The organism is Lysobacter sp. HA18 (assembly GCF_054057595.1).
Window position 1 is genome coordinate 1,543,716 of sequence record NZ_JBSRZL010000001.1, and the last position, 19,291, is coordinate 1,563,006.

A 19,291-nucleotide genomic window follows, 5' to 3' on the forward strand; every position below is an offset into this window, starting at 1 on the left:
GTCAGCCGCGGCCCGACAGGTTCTCGCGGATCACCTGATCGATGCGGTCCTGCGCGGCATGCATCTGGCGCTCGTAAGCCGACGTGGTGAACAGCGGCTTCTGCGGCGGCGCACTGGCCAGCACCGGGCCGCTCTGGTCGTGCAGGTTCACGTCCGCGCTCATCGACAGGCCGATGCGCAGCGGATGCTTCACCAGCTGGTCTGCCGGCACTTCGACGCGCACCGGAACGCGCTGCACGATCTTGATCCAGTTGCCGCTGGCGTTCTGCGCCGGCAGCAGCGAGAACGCGCTGCCCGTGCCGAGGCCGAGGCTCGCAAGGCGACCGGTGTAAGTCACGTCCTTGCCGTACAGATCGGAATGCAGTTCGACCGGCTGGCCGATGCGCATCTTCGCGAGCTGCGTTTCCTTGAAGTTCGCTTCGACCCACACCTGCTCGAGCGGAATCACCGTCATCAGCGTCTGGCCCGGCTGCACGCGCTGGCCCAGCTGCACGCTGCGCTTGGCGATGTAACCGGTGACCGGCGCGACGATCGCGCCACGCTGCATTGCGAGGAATGCCTGGCGCACCTGCGCGGCGGCGGCCTGCACCTGCGGCTGGTTCTGCACGGTGGTCGCGTCGACCAGTGCGCGGCTGCGCGACAGGTTGCCGCGCGATGCGGCGAGCGCGGCTTCGGCAGATGCCAGTTCATCGCGTGCATGCGCCAACTCTTCCGCCGACACCGCGCCGCTGGCGACGAGTCCGCTGCGACGCGCAACGTCCGCACGCAGCTTGGCGATCGCGATCTCGCGCGAACGGATCTCGGCTTCCGACGAACTCACGCTGCTGTACAGGCCGCGCACCTGGCGGACCGTATTGGCGAGGTTCGCGACGGCCTGCTCGTAGCCGACCTGCGCATCGGTCGCATCGAGTTGCACCAGCACCTGGCCTGCTTCGACGCGCATGCCGTCGTCGGCGGTAATGCCGGTGACGGTACCGATGGTCTGCGGCGTGATCGTGACGATATTGCCCTGCACGTATGCGTCGTCGGTGTCTTCGTGCCAGCGGCCGACCATGAAGTGGTACAGCAGCCAGGCGATGCCGGCGATCACGACGATGAGCGCGAGGATCGTCAGCGCGCGACGGCGCTTGCTGCTCTTCGCGGGTGCGGGCGCGGTTTCGTTTGCGGGAGTGGCGTTCGGCGTGCTCATCGGGCGGCGGTCGCAGAGTCGGAGTTGGAATCGGAGGAGGGCGTGGTGAGCGCAAGGCCGCCACCCAGCGCCTGGTCGAGATCGACCACCGCGAGGAAGCGTTGCGCGCGCAGCGCGGCGAGTTGCTGGTCGAGCTGCAGCAGCGGGCGCTGCGCATTGAGCACGTCGATCTGCGTCGACAACCCGGCCTTGTAGCGGGCGTTGGCGAGCGACAGCGCGGCAGCCGCGGCATCGCGCGCCTCGCGCACCGACGCGATCTGCGCATCGAGCGTGCGCGAGTTGTTCACCGCATCGGCGACTTCGCGCATACCGGTCAGCAGGCTGCCGTTGTACGCGGCGACCGCAAGGTCGTAGTCCGCATCCGAACGTGCGAGCGTATTGCGCAGGCGTCCGCCATCGAAGATCGGCAGCGAGATCGCCGGGCCGCCCTGCGTCAGCAGTGCATTCGTCGAAAACAGGTCGCCAAGCGTGGTCGCCGCAACGCCGACCAGCGCGGACAGGTTGACCGACGGATAGAACGCCGTCTTCGACGCACGGATGCCCTGGCTTGCAGCTTCCGCACGCCAGCGCGCGGCGACAACGTCAGGACGCGCACCGAGAAGCTGACTCGGAATGACGGTCGGCACAGCCGGCGCTGGCGCCTTCAGGACCTTCGGGCGCGTGATGGACTCACCGCGATCCGGACCCTTGCCGACGAGCGCGGCAAGCGCGTGCTTCGCGATCTCGATCTGCTGCTGCGCCGCCTGCGCCTGCTGGTTCGCCGCAGCGACCAGCGATTCGGCATTGCGCGTCTGCATCGCGTTGTCGATGCCCGCCTTGACGCGCTGGCGTCCGAGGCCGAGCAGGCGCTGCGAGCGCGACTTCTCGTTATTGGCGACGTCGAGTGCGTCGTATGCCTGTGCGAGTCCGACATACGCGCGGGTGATGTTCGATGCGAGCGTCAAACGCGCGGCCTGCGCTTCCACTTCCGACGCGCGCAGCTGGCCGACAGCGGCTTCGTAACGCGCGCGGTCGCCGCCCCACACATCGGGAGCCCACTTGATGTTGAGCCCGAGCAGGAAAACGCCGGTGTACTTGCCGCCCAGCGGATCGGGCGCGACCGTCGTCGGAATCTGCAGACCCGAATACTGGGCGGACGCGCCCACCGTCGGCTTGCTCGCGGCTTCGGCAAGGCCGGTCTGCGCGACGGCCTGGCGCACGCGCGCATCGGCGGCCGCGAGGCTCGGCTGTCCGGCGAGTGCTTCGTCGACCAGTGAATCGAGCTGCGGATCACCGAACGCCCGCCACCAGTCGCGCGCGAGCGGCGCGTTGGCCGCGCCGGCGAGCGCGTTCGATGCGGAGAGCGCATTCGCATCCATCGGATGCTCCTGCGGTTCGATGCCATGCATGCTGGCGCAACCGGCGAGCGCCATGGCGATGAACAACGGAGCCAGGCGCCGGAGGGTCGGCGCGACGGGACGTGGGGTCATGTCAGTCGAGGTCGGAGGAAAGGTTGTCGCGGACGCGAACGAGGAAATCCATCAGGCGCGCCTGCTCGGCATCGTCCAGACCCTGCATCGCGCGGGCGTGTACGCGGCGGCCACAGTCGCTGATCTCGGTCCACAGCGAGCGGCCGGCATCGGTCAGGTCGACGTGCAACGCGCGGCGATCCTGCGGGTCGACGACGCGAGCGACGAGGCCCTGCGCTTCGAGCTTGTCGAGCAGCCGTGTCATCGCACCGGGATGCAACTGCGCGGCGCGTGCGAGTTCGCTCACGCCGGCGCGGCCGCTGCCGAGCGTCTTGAGGGTGATGTACTGGCTGAAGGTCAGGTCGTGGCCGGCGGCGGCGAGTTCACGCTCGACGCGCGCCCACATGGCATCGCGGACCTGACGGAACATCAGGCCAAGCGAGGAGCCACTGCAGGGCGGGGTGTTCGTCATGGCCGCGCACTTTAGGTGCGCGCGCAATAGTTGTCAATGCAATTATTGCATCCGCACATAGTCAACCAGCGTTCTGTTAGCAGAACGATTCAGACGACCGCGCGGTGGAGGATCAGCTCGAGGACCATCTTGCTGCCGAAGTAGGCGAGGACCAGCAGCGCCATTGCGGCGAGGGTCCAGCGCACGGCCTTGTCGCCGCGCCAGCCGTAGCGCCGGCGGCCGTAGAGCAGGGCACCGAACGCCAGCCACGACAGGATGCCCAGCACCGTCTTGTGAACGAGGTGCTGGGCGAACAGGTTCTGCACGAACAGGATGCCGGTGAGCAGCGTGGCCGTCAGCAGCGCGAAGCCGACCGCGATCGTGCGGAACATCAGCGATTCCAGCTGCACGAGCGGCGGCAGTGCGCGTCGCCAGCCGTGGAACTCGCGACGTCGCAGAGCGCGTTCCTGCCCCCACAGTGTCACCGCGAGCAAGGCCGCGACCGCCAGCGTCGCGTAGGCGAGCAGGGCCAGCGCGGCATGCAGTTGCTGTTGCCAGTCCAGCGCCATCGGCGCGGTATGGCCGTAAGCGCGATACGCGACCAGCATCGCCGCCGCGAGCGGGAGCGCGACGATCGCCAAGGCCGCCACGCGCTCGCGTCGCGCGACGAACGTCGTCACCGCCGCCATGCCGAGCGCGACGAGCGACAACGCGGCGAAGAAGTGCAGGTCCGGCCCATGCACTTCGTTCCACGCGACGACGTGCGTGGCCGCGTGCAGCGCGAGTGCGATTGCCGACGGCGTGCGCCAGCCGTCACCCGGCGCAGCGGGATCCGCGCGCAACGCGGCGGCGAGCATGCCGGTCGCCACGAGGTAGAGAACAGCGGAAGCGATCACGAGCGCGAGCGTCATGGCGCGGAGTGTCGCACAGCCGTTCGGCGGGTCGCAGGCGCGTGGCGGCTATACTTCGCGACCGTTTTTCGCGTCGGTCCCGCCATGTTCGAGTCCCTGTCCCAGCGCCTCTCCGGCACCATCGAGCGCCTGCGTGGCCGCGGTCGCCTGACCGAGGAGAACATCCGCGAGTCGCTGCGCGAGGTGCGCATCGCGCTGCTCGAAGCCGACGTCGCGCTGCCTGTCGTGCAGGCGCTGATCGAGCGCATCAAGACCCGCGCGGTCGGCCAGGAAGTGCTCAAGTCGCTGACGCCCGGCCAGGCGCTGATCAAGATCGTGCGCGACGAAATGTCGGCCGTGATGGGCGCGCAGGCATCGGACCTCAACCTCAACGTGCCGGCGCCGGCGGTCATCCTGATGGCCGGCCTGCAGGGCGCGGGCAAGACCACGACGGTCGGCAAGCTCGCCAAGCACCTCAAGGAAAAGCGCAAGAAGAAGGTGATGGTGGTATCGGCCGACGTCTATCGCCCGGCCGCGATCGAGCAGTTGCGCCAGCTCGCCGAGCAGGTCGACGTGACGTTCTTCGCGTCCGATGCATCGCAGAAGCCCGAAGCGATCGTGCGGGCGGCGATCGACGATGCGCGCAAGTCGTACGTCGACGTGCTGATCGTCGATACCGCGGGTCGCCTCGCGATCGACGAAGCGATGATGGCCGAGATCAAGGCGCTGCATGCCGCGGTCAATCCCGTCGAAACGCTGTTCGTCGTCGATTCGATGACCGGCCAGGACGCCGCGGTCACCGCGAAGGCCTTCTCCGAGGCGCTGCCGCTCACCGGCGTCGTGCTGACCAAGACCGACGGCGACGCACGCGGCGGTGCGGCCCTGTCGGTGCGTTACATCACCGGTCGCCCGATCAAGTTCATGGGTACGGGCGAGAAGCCGGACGGCCTCGACGTCTTCCATCCGGACCGTATCGCGAGCCGCATCCTCGACATGGGCGACGTGCTGTCGCTGGTCGAGCAGGTCGAAGCGCAGGTCGACAAGGACAAGGCGCAGAAGCTCGCCGAGAAGGTCGTCAAGGGCAAGAAATTCGACCTCAACGACATGCGCGACCAGCTCGAGCAGATGCAGAACATGGGCGGCCTGCACGGGCTCATGGACAAGCTGCCGGGCATGGGTCAGGTACCGGACCACCTGAAGCAGCAGATCACCGGCAAGGAAGTGCCGCGGATGATCGCGATCATCAACTCGATGACCAAGAAGGAGCGCCGCAACCCGACGCTGCTCAACGGTTCGCGCCGCGCGCGCATCGCCAAGGGCGCGGGCCTGACCCCGGCGGACGTCAACAAGGTGATGAAGCAGTACCAGCAGATGGAAAAGATGATGTCCAAGCTGGCCGGCGGCGGCATGAAGGGACTCATGCGCGGCATGAAGGGGATGATGGGCGGGCGGGGCGGAATGCCATTCCGCTGAGGCGGATCCACGGCCGCTTGGCCCGACGGGTTTACCCGCGGCCTGCCTTCCCGCTAAAATTGTCGGCTTACCCTGCCATTCCGGCAGCTGGGCAACACCGAGAAACCTATGGTCAAGATTCGCCTGACGCGTGGCGGCGCCAAGAAGCGCCCGTTCTACCACATCATCGTTACCGACAGCCGCAGCGCCCGCGACGGCCGCAACATCGAGCGCGTCGGTTACTACAACCCGGTTGCCGCCGGTAACGACAAGCGCGTCGAGCTCGACGTCGCCCGCATCCAGCACTGGGTCGGCCAGGGCGCGCAGATGACCGACAAGGTCGCCGACCTGTACAAGCAGGCGTCCAAGGCGCAGGCCGCGGCCTGATGTCCTCGCCCGTGCACGGCGCGGGCGGTAGCGATACGAACAACCCGGGGCGCCGCATCCTTGTTGGAAGGGTGGTCGGCGCCTTCGGCGTTCGTGGGGAAGTGAAACTCGAGAGCTGGACCGAGCCGCGCTCGGCGCTCTTCGGCTACCGGCCCTGGATTCTTCGCGACGCACGCGGCGTCGAGCGTGAGCTCATGGGCGTGCGCGGACGCGCCGTCGGCAAGAGCCTCGCGGCGGAAATCCCAGGCGTGGAAGACCGCGACGCAGCCGACGCCATGCGCGGCACCGAGATCTACGTGCCGCGCTCCGCATTGCCCAAGGCCGCGGAAGGCGAGTTCTACTGGACCGACCTCGAAGGCCTTGAAGTCGTCAACACCGAAGGCGTCGCGATGGGTCGCGTCACGCACCTGTTCGCCACCGGCGCCAACGACGTGCTGGTCACCCGCGATGGCGACCGCGAATGGATGATCCCCTTCGTGCGTCCGCAGTTCGTCACCCAAATCGACGTCGAGGCCGGCCGCATCACGGTCGACTGGGATCCGGACTTCTGACGCGCGATCCGCGTCACCGCGGCGATCGATAGCCGTTCCACAGCCAGGCACACCATGCGCATCGATATCGTCAGCCTGTTCCCCGAGTTCGTCGCGCAGTGCGCGGCGTTCGGCGTCGTCGGGCGCGCGATCGAGCGGGGGCTTCTCTCGATTCACGGCACCAACCCGCGCGATTTCGCCGAGGGCAATTACCGCCGGGTGGACGACCGCCCGTTCGGTGGTGGCCCCGGCATGGTCATGCTGATCGACCCACTGCGTCGCGCGTTGAACGCGGCGCGCGCGGGCGGGGATGGCCCGGTGCGGGTCGTCTACATGAGCCCGCAGGGCCGCCGCCTCGACCAGGAAACGGTGCGACGGCTCGCCGCAGAGCCGCAGCTGATCCTGCTCTGCGGCCGCTACGAGGGCATCGACGAGCGCCTGATCGGTGCCGAGGTCGATGAAGAAATCTCGATCGGCGACTACGTGCTGTCGGGCGGCGAGCTGGCGGCCGCGGTGGTCGTCGACGCCATCGCCCGGCTGCAGGACGGGGCGCTCAACGACGCCGAATCCGCCACTCAGGACAGCTTCGAGGACGGGCTGCTCGACTGCCCGCACTACACGCGGCCGGTCGAACACGACCTGGGCATGGTTCCCGACGTCCTGCTCTCCGGCGACCACTCGAAGATCGCCAAATGGCGGCGCATGCAGTCGCTGGGGCGGACGGCGGAGCGTCGACCGGACCTGCTCAAGGGGCGCGTCCTGTCGAAGAAGGATGCCGAGCTCCTGAAGCTGTATCGGGAATCGCAGGCGCCGGGCGCGGACGTGGCGCCCACCACGGAATCGGCCGCCGCCGATCCGGAAATCGGCTAAGCCCTAGCCACGCAAGGAAATTTCCCGCTAGAATTGCGGGCTTCGTTCCACCGATGCCGGCACGCGGGTCCACGCGCACTCGCGGCTCTACAACGACACCAACAGGCCAAAGCCCATGAACAAGCCGTCCCTCAATACGCTCCTCCAGAATTTCGAAGCCGAGCAGATCACCCGCACGCTTCCCGACTTCAGCCAGGGCGACACCGTTGTCGTCAACGTGAAGGTCAAGGAAGGCAACCGCGAGCGCCTCCAGGCGTACGAGGGCGTGGTCATCGGCATCAAGAACGGCGGCCTGAACTCCTCGTTCACCGTTCGCAAGATCTCGCACGGCTTCGGCGTCGAGCGCGTCTTCCAGACGCACAGCGCCACGATCGAGTCGGTCGACGTAAAGCGCCGCGGCAAGGTCCGCGCCGGCAAGCTGTACTACCTGCGTGGTCTGCAGGGCAAGAAGGCGCGCATCAAGGAAGATCTGGCCGGCAACGCGAAGGCGAAGGCTACGGCCGCCGCAGCAGCTGCCGCCGCTGCCCAGCAGTAATCGGCGCAGCGCTTCCTGCAACGGCCGCCTCAGGGCGGCCGTTTGCATTTGGGCGGCCGTGTGTAGTCCGCGCGCGGAGTAGGCGTGCAGTCGGCCCGCGCGGAGCGAGCAGGTTGTCGGACACGGCGGCACGATGCGCAGCAATGCCCCAGCATCGGCTTCGCATCGACGGTCGCTCGCTCTTGCCACTGGACTGCCGCGCTGCAGAGGTTTGCTGCCGACGCCGCGTTCGCGCACGCGACAGCCGCTGACGTAATTCGCTGACGTGAACGAACGCTTCGGCCTCGCGACAACTTTCGCGCGATTTAATCGTTGCCGGCGCTGCAATCATTTCGAGCAGCCCGCAGATCCGGCCAATGTAAGTGATGCCGTACAGCGTGGTCGCGTGCCGTAGCCGCTGCTGTGACGCGCCGTAGCGGTTGCAACGACGTCGTTCGATCGGCAGTCACGTCGAGCGCTGGCTCGGCGGGCTCGCCAGCGCTGAAACTCCTTCAACTTCAAACGTCTCTCGAATGACCGAAGCTCTAGCAAACGTTCGACTTGACCAGTGGCTGTGGGCGGCGCGGTTCTTCCGTACGCGTTCGCTCGCGAAGCAGGCGATCGAAACCGGTCGTGTGGAGCTCGACGGACAGCGCGCCAAGCCGTCGCGCGCGGTGCGTGTCGGCGATCGTCTCGGCATCGTGCGTGGCGACGAGCGCTTCGATGTCGCCGTCCTAGGCATCAGCGACGAACGTGGTGCTGCGCCCATCGCGCAGATGCTCTACGCGGAGACCGAAGAATCACGGACGCGCCGCGACCAGGCGCGCGCCGAGCGCGCTGCTATGCGCAACGGCTATCGCGCACCGGAGCAGCGGCCGGACAAGCGCGCTCGACGACTCATCCGTGCACTGGGCGACATCGACGCGGCCTGATCACCGCGTCAGCCCTGCGTCGGAACCGCGATCGCAAACCCGATTGCCACGGGCATCGCCGTACCGTGCAAAGCTCCGAACCGCGATGGATCAGATCCGCGGGCGTGGGCTCCGCATCTCCGCCGTCTGCACCGGCAGCGCGCTCGTCGGATCGGCTGATCCGAACTCTGACAGGTCGACATCCCCTTCGCGGTTCTGGTCGAGGAACGCAAGCAGGCCGTGATGGGGCTCCGACGTCGCGTGCAGCGCGCCGACTTCCTGCTCCAGCGCGGTACGCAGACCCTCCGGCGATGCATGCGGCGTATTCGCGCCGTCGGCCTCGCGCGACGTGAACAGCCTGCGCGCGACGTAGGCCATGACGACGGGCGCCAGCACCCGCAACAACATCGACGAACGGCCGCCGTCCAGACCGGTGGCCTGGCTCACGGCATCCGCTGCGGCCTCGTGGCGATCGCCGAACAGGTGGCCGAGGATGCCTGCACCGCTGCCCCCGCCGGCGAGTGCGGTACCAAGCGCATTTGCAGGGTCCACGCCGCGGTGGTCGTACTCCAGCGCGGACAGCAGCGAGTCGGCGCCCGATGGCGCATTCGCGTTGCGGTGCATGGCGCCCAGCAGCACGGGCAGGGCAGTGGCGGCGGCCTGCAGCGCGGTCGCCGGCGAGATGCCGAGTCGCTGGCCGAGCTGGTGCGAGGGCGTGCCGCGAAGCTGGTCGAGAAGATCGTCGTAGAGCGGGCCGTTCATGGGAATTCTCCGTGGCGGACACTACGAGTCAGCCACGCGGCTCATGGATGCATCGTGAGGGTTTCGTCAGGCCGGCGTGGTCGCCGCGTTCGAGCTGACGTGCGGTCACGCTTGCCGCACCGCGCCATGGCGGAAACAATGCGCGAAACGGGGAGACGACATGAGCCAGGACACGGACCACGCGCTTGAACGCTTGGTGTTCTTCTCGGATGCGGTGTTCGCGATCGCGATCACGCTGCTCGTCATCGAGGTGCACGTGCCCGAGGTCAGCCGCGCCGGCGGTGATCACGCGTACTGGGTCGCGCTGGCCCATCTGGTTCCGAACCTGGTGGGCTACTTCGTGAGCTTCGGCGTCATCGGCGCCTTCTGGATGGGCCACCACCGCGCCTTTTCGCTTGCTACGCGCTATTCGCAGCGCATCGCACTGTGGAATTTGCTGCTGCTTGGCAGCGTCGCCTTCATGCCGTTCTTGACGGCGTTCATGGCCGAGTACGCCGGCGCCCGCGTGCCCGCGTCGCTGTATTGGTTGTGGATGCTGCTGATGGCGTTGCTGAATCTTCGCGTCAATACGCTCGCGGTGTCGCCGGCAATGCGCGCACCGACCACGACGGACGACGATGCGCGCTACATCCGTGCACGAGGCATAGCGACGATCGCCGCATCGCTGTGCGCGTTGCTCCTCGCGCAGGTCGCGCCGTTTTTCGGCCCGATGGCGATGATTACGTTGCCCTTCTGGCGCCGACTGCTTTATCGGCGGCGGCCTGCACCCGTCAGCGCCGACGCGGCAGCGTAACAATCAGAGCAGCGTGCGAAGCCGGTAAAGCGCTTCCAGCGCCTGCTTCGGCGTCAGCTCGTCGGGGTCGAGGCCGGCAAGCGCTTCGATCGCAGCGGATGTCGGCGAGAACAGGCTGAACTGCTGCGGCGAATCGAGAGTCGCCGCCGTCATCGGCGCGCGTGCATCGTCCGGACGTTGCTGTTCGAGTTCGGCAAGGCGAGCACGGGCTTGAGTGACCACCGCTTTCGGCAAGCCGGCGAGTGCAGCGACCTGCAGGCCGAAGCTTCGATCTGCTGGGCCGTCCTTGACCGCATGCATGAACACGAGTTTGTCGCCGTGCTCGACGGCATCTAGGTGGACGTTCGCGATGCCGCTGCCGGGCTCGGCGAGGCGCGTGAGTTCGAAGTAGTGCGTCGCGAACAGCGTGTACGCGCGATTGGCGTGCGCGAGATGGCGTGCACAGGCTTCCGCAAGCGCGAGGCCGTCGTATGTCGATGTGCCGCGGCCGATCTCGTCCATCAGCACGAGCGAACGGTCGGTCGCGTGGTGGAGGATGTAGCTCGTCTCCGCCATCTCGACCATGAAGGTCGACTGCCCGCGGGCGAGGTCGTCGCCGGCGCCGATGCGCGTGAGGATGCGATCGATCGGACCGATCACCGCGGTCGACGCCGGCACGAAGCTGCCGATGTGCGCGAGCAGCACGATCAGCGCGTTCTGCCGCATGTACGTCGACTTGCCGCCCATGTTCGGGCCGGTGACGACGAGCATGCGTCGGCCGACGTGGTCCGGTGCGCAGTCGAGGATCAGATCGTTCGGCTCGAACGGCGCGTCGCGCACGGCTTCCACGACGGGATGGCGGCCGCGCTCGATGCGGATGCCGGGATGTTCCGCGAGTTCCGGGTGCGACCAGTCGAGCGCCTGCGCGCGTTCGGCGAACCCGGCAAGCACGTCGAGTTCGGACAGAGCTGCCGCGCAGTGCTTCAGCGGTTCGAGATGCTCGTTGAGCACGTCGAGCAACTGTTCGTACAACAGACGCTCGCGCGACAGCGAACGCTCGCGTGCGCTCAGCACCTTGTCCTCGAACTGCTTGAGTTCCTCGGTGATGTAACGCTCGGCGCCGGTCAGCGTCTGCCGGCGTGTGTAGTGCGTCGGCGCGCGCGCGGCCTGGCCCTTGCTGATCTCGATGAAGTAGCCGTGCACGCGGTTGTAGCCGACCTTCAGCGTCGGAATGCCGCTCGCTTCGCGTTCGCGCGCTTCGAGGTCGACGAGGAACTGGTCGGCATTTGTCGACAGCCGACGCAGCTCGTCGAGCTCGGCGTCATAGCCTTCTGCGAAAACGCCGCCGTCGCGTGCGAGCACCGGCGGCTGCATGACGATCGCTGCAGCAAGATGCGCGGCGATCGCATCGTGCTCGCCGAGTTCGTCGCGCAACGCCTGCAGGCGCGGCGCGTCGAGCGGCGCGAGGCGTTCGCGCAGTGTCGGCGCCATCGCGAGCGCGTCGCGCAGCGTGGACAGGTCGCGCGGACGCGCACTGCGCAAGGCGACACGGGCGAGGATGCGTTCGATGTCGCCGACGGCGCGCAGGTCGTCGCGCAGTGCATCGTCGGTTCGCGTGTCGATCAGTGTGGCGACGGCATTGTGGCGATGGCGCAGCACGTCGCGATCACGCAGCGGTCGATGCAGCCAGCGGCGCAGCAGGCGGCCACCCATCGGCGTCACCGTCGAATCGAGAACACCGAGCAGCGTGTGGCGCGTGTCGCCATCGACGCGCGTGTCGAGTTCGAGATGACGACGCGTCGCGGCGTTCATGGCGATCGCGCCGTCACCCGACTCGAGCGCGATCGAGGTCAGGTGCGGCAGGCGCTGCTTCTGCGTTTCCTCGACGTAGCCGAGCAGCGCCGCAGCCGCGGCGGTCGCGAGCGGGCGGTCGTCGATGCCGAAACCGGTGAGGTCGTGCACGTCGAAGAAGCGCAGCAACTGACGGCGGCCGCTGTCGAGGTCGAACAGCCAGGGCGCTCGGCGGCGCAGGCCGGTGCGCGTGGCGACGCAGGCGGGCAGGGCGTCTTCGTCGGGGAACAACACTTCGGCGGGATCGAGGCGCGCGATCTCGGCTTCGAGCAGGTCTTCGTTCGCGACTTCGTTGCAGAGGAAGCGTCCTGCAGCCAGGTCGGCCCACGCGAGGCCCCACCCGGTTTTACCGCGCGAAACCGCCATCAGCAGTGTGTCGCGACGCTGGTCGAGCAGCGCTTCGTCGGTGACCGTGCCCGGCGTGACGATGCGGACGACCTTGCGCTCGACGATGCCCTTGGCGAGCGCCGGGTCGCCGATCTGTTCGCAGATGGCAACCGACTCGCCAAGCGCGACGAGCCGCGCCAGATAGCCCTCGGCCGAGTGATGCGGCACGCCCGCCATCGGGATCGGCTGTCCGGCCGAGCTGCCGCGCTGGGTGAGGGTGATGTCGAGCAGCCGCGCCGCCTTGCGGGCGTCGTCGTAGAAGAGCTCGTAGAAATCGCCCATCCGGAAGAACAGCAGCACGTCCGGGTGCTCCGCCTTGGCGGCGAAGAACTGGCGCATGAGCGGGGTGTGGGCGTCGGCGGAACGGGCGTCGGCGCTGGCGTCGGGCACGGCGGACTTCGGTCGGGCGGTCGGGCCTGGGCCCGCGGGGCGACAGTATGCCGCGCGACCGGCCGGCCATAATGGCGACATGGATCTTCCTTCCGACGACGACCTCCGCCGCCTCGGCGAAACCCTGGCCCGCGCGGCGCAGGACAACCGCCTCACCGTCGTGACCGCCGAAAGCTGCACCGGGGGCTGGATCGCCAAGACGCTCACCGACCTCGCCGGCTCCTCAGCGTGGTTCGACTGCGGCATGGTCGTCTACAGCTACGAGGCCAAGCAGGCGATGCTCGGCGTCAACCCGCACACGCTCGAGGAACACGGCGCGGTCAGCCGGGAGACGGTGGTCGAGATGGTGTCCGGCGCGCTGGTGCATTCGGCGGCGACGCTCGCCGTTGCAGTCACCGGAATCGCCGGCCCGGGCGGCGCGACGCCGGGCAAGCCGGTCGGCACGGTCTGGATCGCCTGGAAGCGGCGCGGCGGCTATCCGCACGCCTCGGTCCATCACTTCGAGGGCGATCGCGAAGCGGTCCGCCGGCAGACCGTGGCGGCGTCGCTGGCCGGGCTGATCGAGCTCGCCGCCTGACGAACGGTCTTGCGGTGGGCGATTGGGTTAGTAGTATTACTACTAATGAACCTTACCGACACCCAGCAGGCGATCCTCGAAATGATCGCCGAGCGCATCGAGGCCGACGGCGTCCCGCCGTCGCAGACGGAGATCGCCCAGGTCTTCGGTTTCAGCAGCGTCCGGGCGGCCCAGTACCACCTGCAGGCGCTCGAGCAGGCTGGCGCGATCCGCCGGGTGCCGGGGCAGGCGCGGGGCATCCGCCTGGTCGCCACGCCGAATGGGCCCGCCGCCAACGCGAACGACATGCTGCATCTGCCGGTGCTCGGCCAGGTCGCAGCGGGTCTGCCGATCGGCGCGGACATCGGCTCGGACGACATGGTGCTGCTCGACAAGAACCTGTTCGCGCCAGCGCCGGATTACCTGCTGCGGGTCAAGGGCGACTCGATGCGCGACGAAGGCATCTTCGACGGCGACCTGATCGGCGTGCATCGCACGAACGAAGCGCGCTCCGGGCAGATCGTCGTCGCGCGTATCGATGACGCGATCACCGTGAAGCTTCTGAAGATCGCGAAAGACCGCATCCGCCTGCTGCCGCGCAATCCCGACTTCGATCCGATCGAAGTGACGTCCGAGCAGGACTTCGCAATCGAAGGCCTGTACTGCGGTCTCGTGCGCCCGAATCGTTGAGGTCTCTCATGAAGTTCGAAATCTACAGCTCGAATCCTTTGATGCAGTCGTTCCAGTGGCGTTGGCGACTGGTTGCCGACAACGGCGAGATCATCGCGGACAGTTCCGAAGGCTATGTCAGCAAGTACGACTGCGAATACGCGATCGGACTCGTCAAAGCCACGTCGCCTGCAACACCCGTTATCGAGGCTTACGGCTGACCGAGCGGCAATTTCCTACGGCCGCCGCATGCGTCGTCCGATCCCTGTGTGCGACCACTCGTCGCACAGTTCATCTGCCGATGCCATCGTCTCAATGCGTGCGATGTCCGGCCCCTAGAGTCTCCCTACACCAATGAGCAACAGGAACCCTTCAATGGATGAGAACAAGAAGCGCGCACTTGCAGCGGCTCTCGGCCAGATCGAGAAGCAGTTCGGCAAGGGCTCGGTCATGCGCATGGGCGACCGCGCCGTGGAAGCCGTCGAAATCGTCGGCACGGGTTCCCTGATGCTCGACATCGCGCTCGGCATCGGCGGCCTGCCGCGCGGACGCGTCGTCGAAATCTACGGCCCGGAATCGTCGGGCAAGACCACGCTGACGCTGCAGGCGATCGCGGAATGCCAGAAGAAGGGCGGCACCGCGGCCTTCATCGACGCCGAGCACGCGCTCGATCCGATCTACGCCGCCAAGCTCGGCGTCAACGTCGACGACCTGCTGCTCTCGCAGCCGGACACCGGCGAACAGGCGCTCGAAATTGCCGACATGCTCGTGCGTTCGAATGCAGTCGACATGGTCGTCATCGACTCGGTCGCTGCGCTGACGCCGCGTGCGGAAATCGAAGGCGAGATGGGTGACCAGCTGCCGGGTCTGCAGGCCCGCCTGATGTCGCAGGCACTGCGCAAGCTCACCGGCAACATCAAGCGCTCGAACACGCTGGTGATCTTCATCAACCAGCTGCGCATGAAGATCGGCATCATGATGCCGGGTCAGAGCCCGGAGACCACCACCGGTGGTAACGCGCTGAAGTTCTACGCGTCGGTCCGTCTCGACATCCGCCGCATCGGCTCGATCAAGAAGGGCGAAGAGATCATCGGTAACCAGACCCGCATCAAGGTCGTCAAGAACAAGCTGGCGCCCCCGTTCAAGCAGGTCGTTACCGAAATCCTCTACGGCGAAGGCATCTCCCGCGAGGGTGAGCTGATCGACATGGGCGTCGATGCGAAGCTCGTCGAGAAGGCGGGTGCGTGGTACAGCTGCGACGGTGAGCGCATCGGCCAGGGCAAGGAAAACGCCCGCACGTTCCTCAAGGAGAACCCGGCGATGGCGGCGAAGCTCGAAGCCGCGCTGCGCGAGAAGTTCGTGCCGCAGGAGATCAATCCGGCTGAAGCCGAGGCGAATGCCTGATCGAGGCGATGAGCCGGCCACGTCCTCCACGTGATCGCGAAACGGCCCCGGGCGACGAGCCCGGGGCCGAGTCGTTTACGCGCTCTGGCGACGCTGCGCCGCAGGGCATCGTTCGATTGTCCGATTTGTTCTCGCCCGCGGATTTCGAGGGTGATGCGAGTCCGAAGGCTGTTCCGCGTCCTGCGCAGACGTCGAAGCGCGTTCCTGCCTCGAGTAACCGCACCGATCCGCCGGTGCATGTTGCCGCCGATCCGGACAGGTTGCATGGCGCTCTTGATACACGTGCCGGCACTCGCGGGCGCCGAGACCAAGCGGACGATCGACCACCGCGACGGGTCCGCGCTTCGCTCAAGGCGGAGCACGGGGAGGGAACGAAATCCCATCCTTCGACGGCGCAATCGGACGCTCGGAACGGTACGAGCCGCGTCGCCAGCGATGACACCCGGGCACCAACCGACGCTCTCGACACCGGCCCCGCCTACGAATCCCTCTTCGGCCCCAACGCCGACACCCGCAAGCGCCCCAAACGCGAGCGCAAGCCCGCGACCGCGCTGCAGCGCGCCCTCGCCCTACTGACTCGGCGCGAACACTCCCGCAAAGAGCTCACCCGCAAGCTGGTGACGCGTGGCGTTGATGCGGCGGAAGTCGAAATCGCCGTCGACAAACTCGTCGCCGCCGGCTGGCAGGACGAGCGTCGCTTCGCCGAAAGCCTCGTCCGCAGCCGTGCGTCCAACGGCTACGGCCCGCTGCACATTCGTGCCGAACTCGGCACTCACGATCTTCCGGCTGACGTCGGTCGGGCCGCGCTGGACGAGTTCGAGGGCGACTGGACGGAAATCGCCCGCGACCTCGTCACCCGGCGCTTCGGCCGGATCGAGGACGGGCGGGTCCGCGAGCGCAAGGCGATGGACTACCTGATGCGTCGCGGCTTCCCCGGCGATGTCGCCCGCGCCGCTGCACGTTTCACGACTGGCGACTGACCGGTCCATCCGCGGGCGCATGCGGCGCCGCAGCGCCTGCTACTCTTCGAGGTCCTCCCAGTGCCTGCTGGCTGCCTTTCGGCGGCCGTCCGGCTGCACCGCGTCCAGACGAACTGCTCCCGTATGAAAACCACGTCCGAAATCCGTAGCGATTTCATCGAATTCTTCCGCAGCAAGGGACACACCATCGTTCCGTCGGCGCCGCTGGTTCCGGCCAACGACCCCACGTTGCTGTTCACCAACTCGGGCATGGTGCAGTTCAAGAACGTGTTCCTCGGCAGCGAGAAGCCCGGCTACGTGCGCGCTGCCGACGTGCAGCGCTGCCTGCGCGCCGGCGGCAAGCACAACGATCTCGACCAGGTCGGCTATACCGCGCGCCCACCACACGTTCTTCGAAATGCTCGGCAACTGGTCGTTCGGCGATTACTTCAAGAAGGACGCGATCGCCTGGGCATGGGAGCTGTTGACCAAGGTCTGGGGCCTGCCGGCCGACCGCCTGCTCGTCACCGTCTATCACAACGACGACGAAGCCTTCGACATCTGGCATCGCGACATGGGCCTGCCGGTCGATCGCATCGTGCGCATCGGCGACAACAAGGGCGCGCCGTATGCGTCCGACAACTTCTGGCAGATGGCCGACACCGGCCCCTGCGGCCCGTGCACGGAGATCTTCTACGACCACGGCCCGCACGTCGCCGGCGGCCCGCCGGGTTCGCCCGACGAAGACGGCGATCGCTACATCGAGATCTGGAACAACGTCTTCATGCAGTTCGACCGCCAGCCCGACGGCACGCTGGTGCCGCTGCCGGCGCCCTGCGTCGACACCGGCATGGGCCTCGAGCGCATGGCGGCCGTGCTGCAGCACGTGCACAGCAATTACGAGATCGACATTTTCCGCCACCTGATCGGTGCGGCCGCGAACCTCACCGAGCGTTCGGATCTCGACAACAAGTCGCTGCGCGTCATCGCCGACCACATCCGCGCGTGCTCGTTCCTGATCGTGGATGGCGTGATGCCGTCGAACGAAGGGCGCGGCTACGTGCTCCGCCGCATCATCCGTCGCGCGATCCGCCACATCTGGAAGCTCAACGGCCTCACGGCGGACGGCACGTTCTGGAAGATGGTCGCGCCGCTGGTGGAAGTCATGGCCGATGCGTATCCGGAGATCGCGACCAAGCGCGACTTCGTCGAGCGCACGCTCAAGGCCGAGGAAGCGGCGTTCGCTCAGACGCTCGATGCCGGCATGCAGCGTCTCGAAGGCTATCTGTCGCGCAACAACGGACGGATCGACGGCGAACAGCTCTTCCAGCTGCATGACACCTACGGTTGCCCGCCGGACCTCATCGCCGACATCGTGCGCGAGCGCGATGGTGCGGAGCTCGAGCCGTCGGCGATGGAGGACTACGAGCGGCTGATGACCGAGCAGCGCGAACGCGCGCGCGCGTCGGGCAAGTTCGGCAGCACGACCACGCTGTCGGCGGAACTCGCCGCGCAGATGCCGCCGACCGAGTTCCTCGGTTACGACAAGCTCGTCGATGGCGGCCTGCAGGTGCTCGCGATCCTCAAGGATGGCCGCGCGGTTGAGTCGATCGAAGCGGGCGACGAAGCGGTCGTCATCCTCGATCGCACGCCGTTCTACGCCGAAAGCGGTGGCCAGGTCGGCGACGCGGGCGAGCTCGACGAGAAGGGCGTGCGCTTCGTTGTTCGCGACACGCTGAAGTTCGCGGGCCAGTTCCATGGCCACGTCGGTGCATTGCAGTCGGGACGACTGTCGCGCGGCGATCGTGTGATGGGTTCGGTCGACGGTACGCGTCGCGCGGCGACGGTGCTCAATCATTCGGCGACGCATCTCCTGCATTCGGCGCTTCGTCGTGTGCTTGGCGAGCATGTGCAGCAGAAGGGTTCGCTGGTCGCGCCCGATCGCCTGCGCTTCGATTTCTCGCATTTCCAGCCGGTGATGCCGGACGAGATCGCGGAGGTCGAACGTCAGGTCAATGCGGAGATCCGCGCGAACCATTCGACCGAAGTGCATCACATGGGCATGCAGGAAGCGCTCGACTTCGGTGCCCTCGCGCTGTTCGGCGAGAAGTACGGCGATCGCGTGCGCGTGCTGCGCATGGGCGATACGTCGACCGAACTCTGCGGCGGCACGCACGTGTCGCGCACGGGTGACATCGGCTTCTTCAAGATTCTGTCGGAGAGTGGTGTTTCGGCCGGCGTGCGCCGCATCGAAGCGGTGACGGGGCAGGGCGCGCTCGACTACGTCGCGTCCGAACTGCATCGCCTGGACGAGGCCGCACGGCTCGTGGGTTCGCCGCGCGCGGAGGTGTCGGACAAGCTGCGTGCGCTGCTCGACCGCCAGCGTCGCCTCGAGCGCGAGCTGGAATCGCTCAAGGCCAAGGCTGCGTCCGGTGCCACCGCGGACCTCGCATCGTCGGCCGTCGACGTCGACGGCATCAAGGTCGTCACGGCCCGTCTGGAAGGATTCGACGCCAAGGCGCTACGCGACGCTGTCGACCGGCTCAAGCAACAGCTGGTCGATGCCGTTGTAGTTCTTGCGGGCGTGCAGGATGGAAAAGCATCGCTCGTCGCGGGCGTCGGCGGACGCGCGCTCGGTCCGGTGAAGGCGGGCGACCTGCTCGGGCAGGTTGCGCGACAGATCAACGGAAAGGGTGGCGGTCGGCCGGACATGGCGCAGGGCGGTGGCGATGACGTCCCCGCACTGGCTGCCGCGCTTGCCGGAGTGGCCGGGCTCGTAAAGGAACGTACTGCCGCTGCAGGAGTGTGAACCGCTTCCTTGCAGCATGAAATGGCCGCTCGCTACCATGGCGGGCGTTTGTGTCCAAATATTGTGCGTGGCAGAGGCTGCGCGCCCGGC

General features: G+C 67.2%; 18 protein-coding genes and 1 pseudogene. 13 read left to right on the forward strand and 6 right to left on the reverse strand.

Annotation, left to right across the window (positions count from 1 at the left end):
* Window position 1 precedes the first annotated feature (1 nt).
* From ACVWWW_RS07820 to ACVWWW_RS07835, 4 genes are all read right to left on the reverse strand, one after another.
* A complete protein-coding gene (locus ACVWWW_RS07820) occupies window positions 2–1,189 on the reverse strand; it encodes an efflux RND transporter periplasmic adaptor subunit (protein WP_027082912.1) in 1,188 nt (395 codons plus the stop codon).
* Complete coding sequence (locus tag ACVWWW_RS07825) at window positions 1,186–2,658, reverse strand: efflux transporter outer membrane subunit (protein WP_027082913.1); 1,473 nt, start codon at window positions 2,656–2,658, stop codon at window positions 1,186–1,188. Before ACVWWW_RS07825 ends, ACVWWW_RS07820 begins: the two co-directional genes overlap by 4 nt.
* 1 nt (window position 2,659) lies before the next feature.
* Entirely contained in the window at window positions 2,660–3,109 is a 450-nt protein-coding gene (locus tag ACVWWW_RS07830; RefSeq protein ID WP_027082914.1) for a MarR family transcriptional regulator, read from the reverse strand.
* An 89-nt stretch (window positions 3,110–3,198) separates the two neighbouring features.
* Complete coding sequence (locus ACVWWW_RS07835; RefSeq protein ID WP_027082915.1) at window positions 3,199–3,999, reverse strand: cytochrome c biogenesis protein CcsA; 801 nt, start codon at window positions 3,997–3,999, stop codon at window positions 3,199–3,201.
* Window positions 4,000–4,083: 84 nt separating this feature from the next.
* Between ACVWWW_RS07835 and ffh the strand changes: the two genes are divergently transcribed.
* From ffh to ACVWWW_RS07865, 6 genes are all read left to right on the forward strand, one after another.
* Complete coding sequence (gene ffh, locus ACVWWW_RS07840) at window positions 4,084–5,451, forward strand: signal recognition particle protein (protein WP_027082916.1); 1,368 nt, start codon at window positions 4,084–4,086, stop codon at window positions 5,449–5,451.
* A 108-nt stretch (window positions 5,452–5,559) separates the two neighbouring features.
* Window positions 5,560–5,817, forward strand: a complete 258-nt coding sequence (gene rpsP / locus ACVWWW_RS07845) for a 30S ribosomal protein S16 (protein WP_027082917.1) — start codon at window positions 5,560–5,562, stop codon at window positions 5,815–5,817.
* On the forward strand, window positions 5,817–6,368 hold the full coding sequence (gene rimM, locus ACVWWW_RS07850) for a ribosome maturation factor RimM (RefSeq protein WP_051235092.1): 552 nt from the start codon (window positions 5,817–5,819) through the stop codon (window positions 6,366–6,368). The genes rpsP and rimM overlap by 1 nt, the downstream gene beginning before the upstream one ends.
* Window positions 6,369–6,422: 54 nt before the next feature.
* Window positions 6,423–7,217 carry a tRNA (guanosine(37)-N1)-methyltransferase TrmD gene (gene trmD / locus ACVWWW_RS07855; protein WP_027082919.1) on the forward strand — a complete coding sequence of 265 codons (795 nt, stop codon included), beginning with the start codon at window positions 6,423–6,425 and terminating at the stop codon, window positions 7,215–7,217.
* 115 nt (window positions 7,218–7,332) lie between these two features.
* Window positions 7,333–7,752: a 50S ribosomal protein L19 gene (gene rplS / locus ACVWWW_RS07860; RefSeq protein WP_027082920.1), complete on the forward strand. Its 420-nt coding sequence runs from the start codon at window positions 7,333–7,335 to the stop codon at window positions 7,750–7,752.
* Between the two features lie 512 nt (window positions 7,753–8,264).
* Window positions 8,265–8,663 carry an RNA-binding S4 domain-containing protein gene (locus tag ACVWWW_RS07865; protein ID WP_027082921.1) on the forward strand — a complete coding sequence of 133 codons (399 nt, stop codon included), beginning with the start codon at window positions 8,265–8,267 and terminating at the stop codon, window positions 8,661–8,663.
* Between the two features lie 90 nt (window positions 8,664–8,753).
* Here ACVWWW_RS07865 and ACVWWW_RS07870 read toward each other — a convergent pair whose 3' ends face one another.
* Window positions 8,754–9,404, reverse strand: coding sequence for a DUF937 domain-containing protein (locus ACVWWW_RS07870; protein WP_051235094.1), 651 nt, complete (start codon window positions 9,402–9,404; stop codon window positions 8,754–8,756).
* Between the two features lie 160 nt (window positions 9,405–9,564).
* On the opposite strand from ACVWWW_RS07870, the gene ACVWWW_RS07875 reads away from it, so the two are divergent.
* The gene (locus ACVWWW_RS07875) at window positions 9,565–10,197 is read left to right on the forward strand and encodes a TMEM175 family protein (protein WP_051235096.1); all 633 of its coding nucleotides are present in this window, start codon (window positions 9,565–9,567) and stop codon (window positions 10,195–10,197) included.
* A gap of 3 nt (window positions 10,198–10,200) precedes the next feature.
* Here ACVWWW_RS07875 and mutS read toward each other — a convergent pair whose 3' ends face one another.
* Window positions 10,201–12,753 carry a DNA mismatch repair protein MutS gene (gene mutS, locus ACVWWW_RS07880; RefSeq protein WP_456998745.1) on the reverse strand — a complete coding sequence of 851 codons (2,553 nt, stop codon included), beginning with the start codon at window positions 12,751–12,753 and terminating at the stop codon, window positions 10,201–10,203.
* A 130-nt stretch (window positions 12,754–12,883) separates the two neighbouring features.
* On the opposite strand from mutS, the gene ACVWWW_RS07885 reads away from it, so the two are divergent.
* From ACVWWW_RS07885 to alaS, 6 genes and pseudogenes are all read left to right on the forward strand, one after another.
* Window positions 12,884–13,381, forward strand: a complete 498-nt coding sequence (locus tag ACVWWW_RS07885; RefSeq protein WP_027082923.1) for a CinA family protein — start codon at window positions 12,884–12,886, stop codon at window positions 13,379–13,381.
* A gap of 45 nt (window positions 13,382–13,426) precedes the next feature.
* Window positions 13,427–14,050, forward strand: a complete 624-nt coding sequence (lexA, locus tag ACVWWW_RS07890) for a transcriptional repressor LexA (protein WP_027082924.1) — start codon at window positions 13,427–13,429, stop codon at window positions 14,048–14,050.
* Window positions 14,051–14,058: 8 nt separating this feature from the next.
* Entirely contained in the window at window positions 14,059–14,250 is a 192-nt protein-coding gene (locus tag ACVWWW_RS07895; protein ID WP_027082925.1) for a DUF1508 domain-containing protein, read from the forward strand.
* 154 nt (window positions 14,251–14,404) lie between these two features.
* A complete protein-coding gene (recA, locus tag ACVWWW_RS07900) occupies window positions 14,405–15,433 on the forward strand; it encodes a recombinase RecA (protein ID WP_027082926.1) in 1,029 nt (342 codons plus the stop codon).
* A 551-nt stretch (window positions 15,434–15,984) separates the two neighbouring features.
* The gene (locus ACVWWW_RS07905; RefSeq protein WP_051235438.1) at window positions 15,985–16,413 is read left to right on the forward strand and encodes a regulatory protein RecX; all 429 of its coding nucleotides are present in this window, start codon (window positions 15,985–15,987) and stop codon (window positions 16,411–16,413) included.
* Between the two features lie 123 nt (window positions 16,414–16,536).
* Window positions 16,537–19,201, forward strand: a pseudogene (gene alaS / locus ACVWWW_RS07910) (alanine--tRNA ligase).
* The last annotated feature ends 90 nt before the right edge of the window (window positions 19,202–19,291 follow it).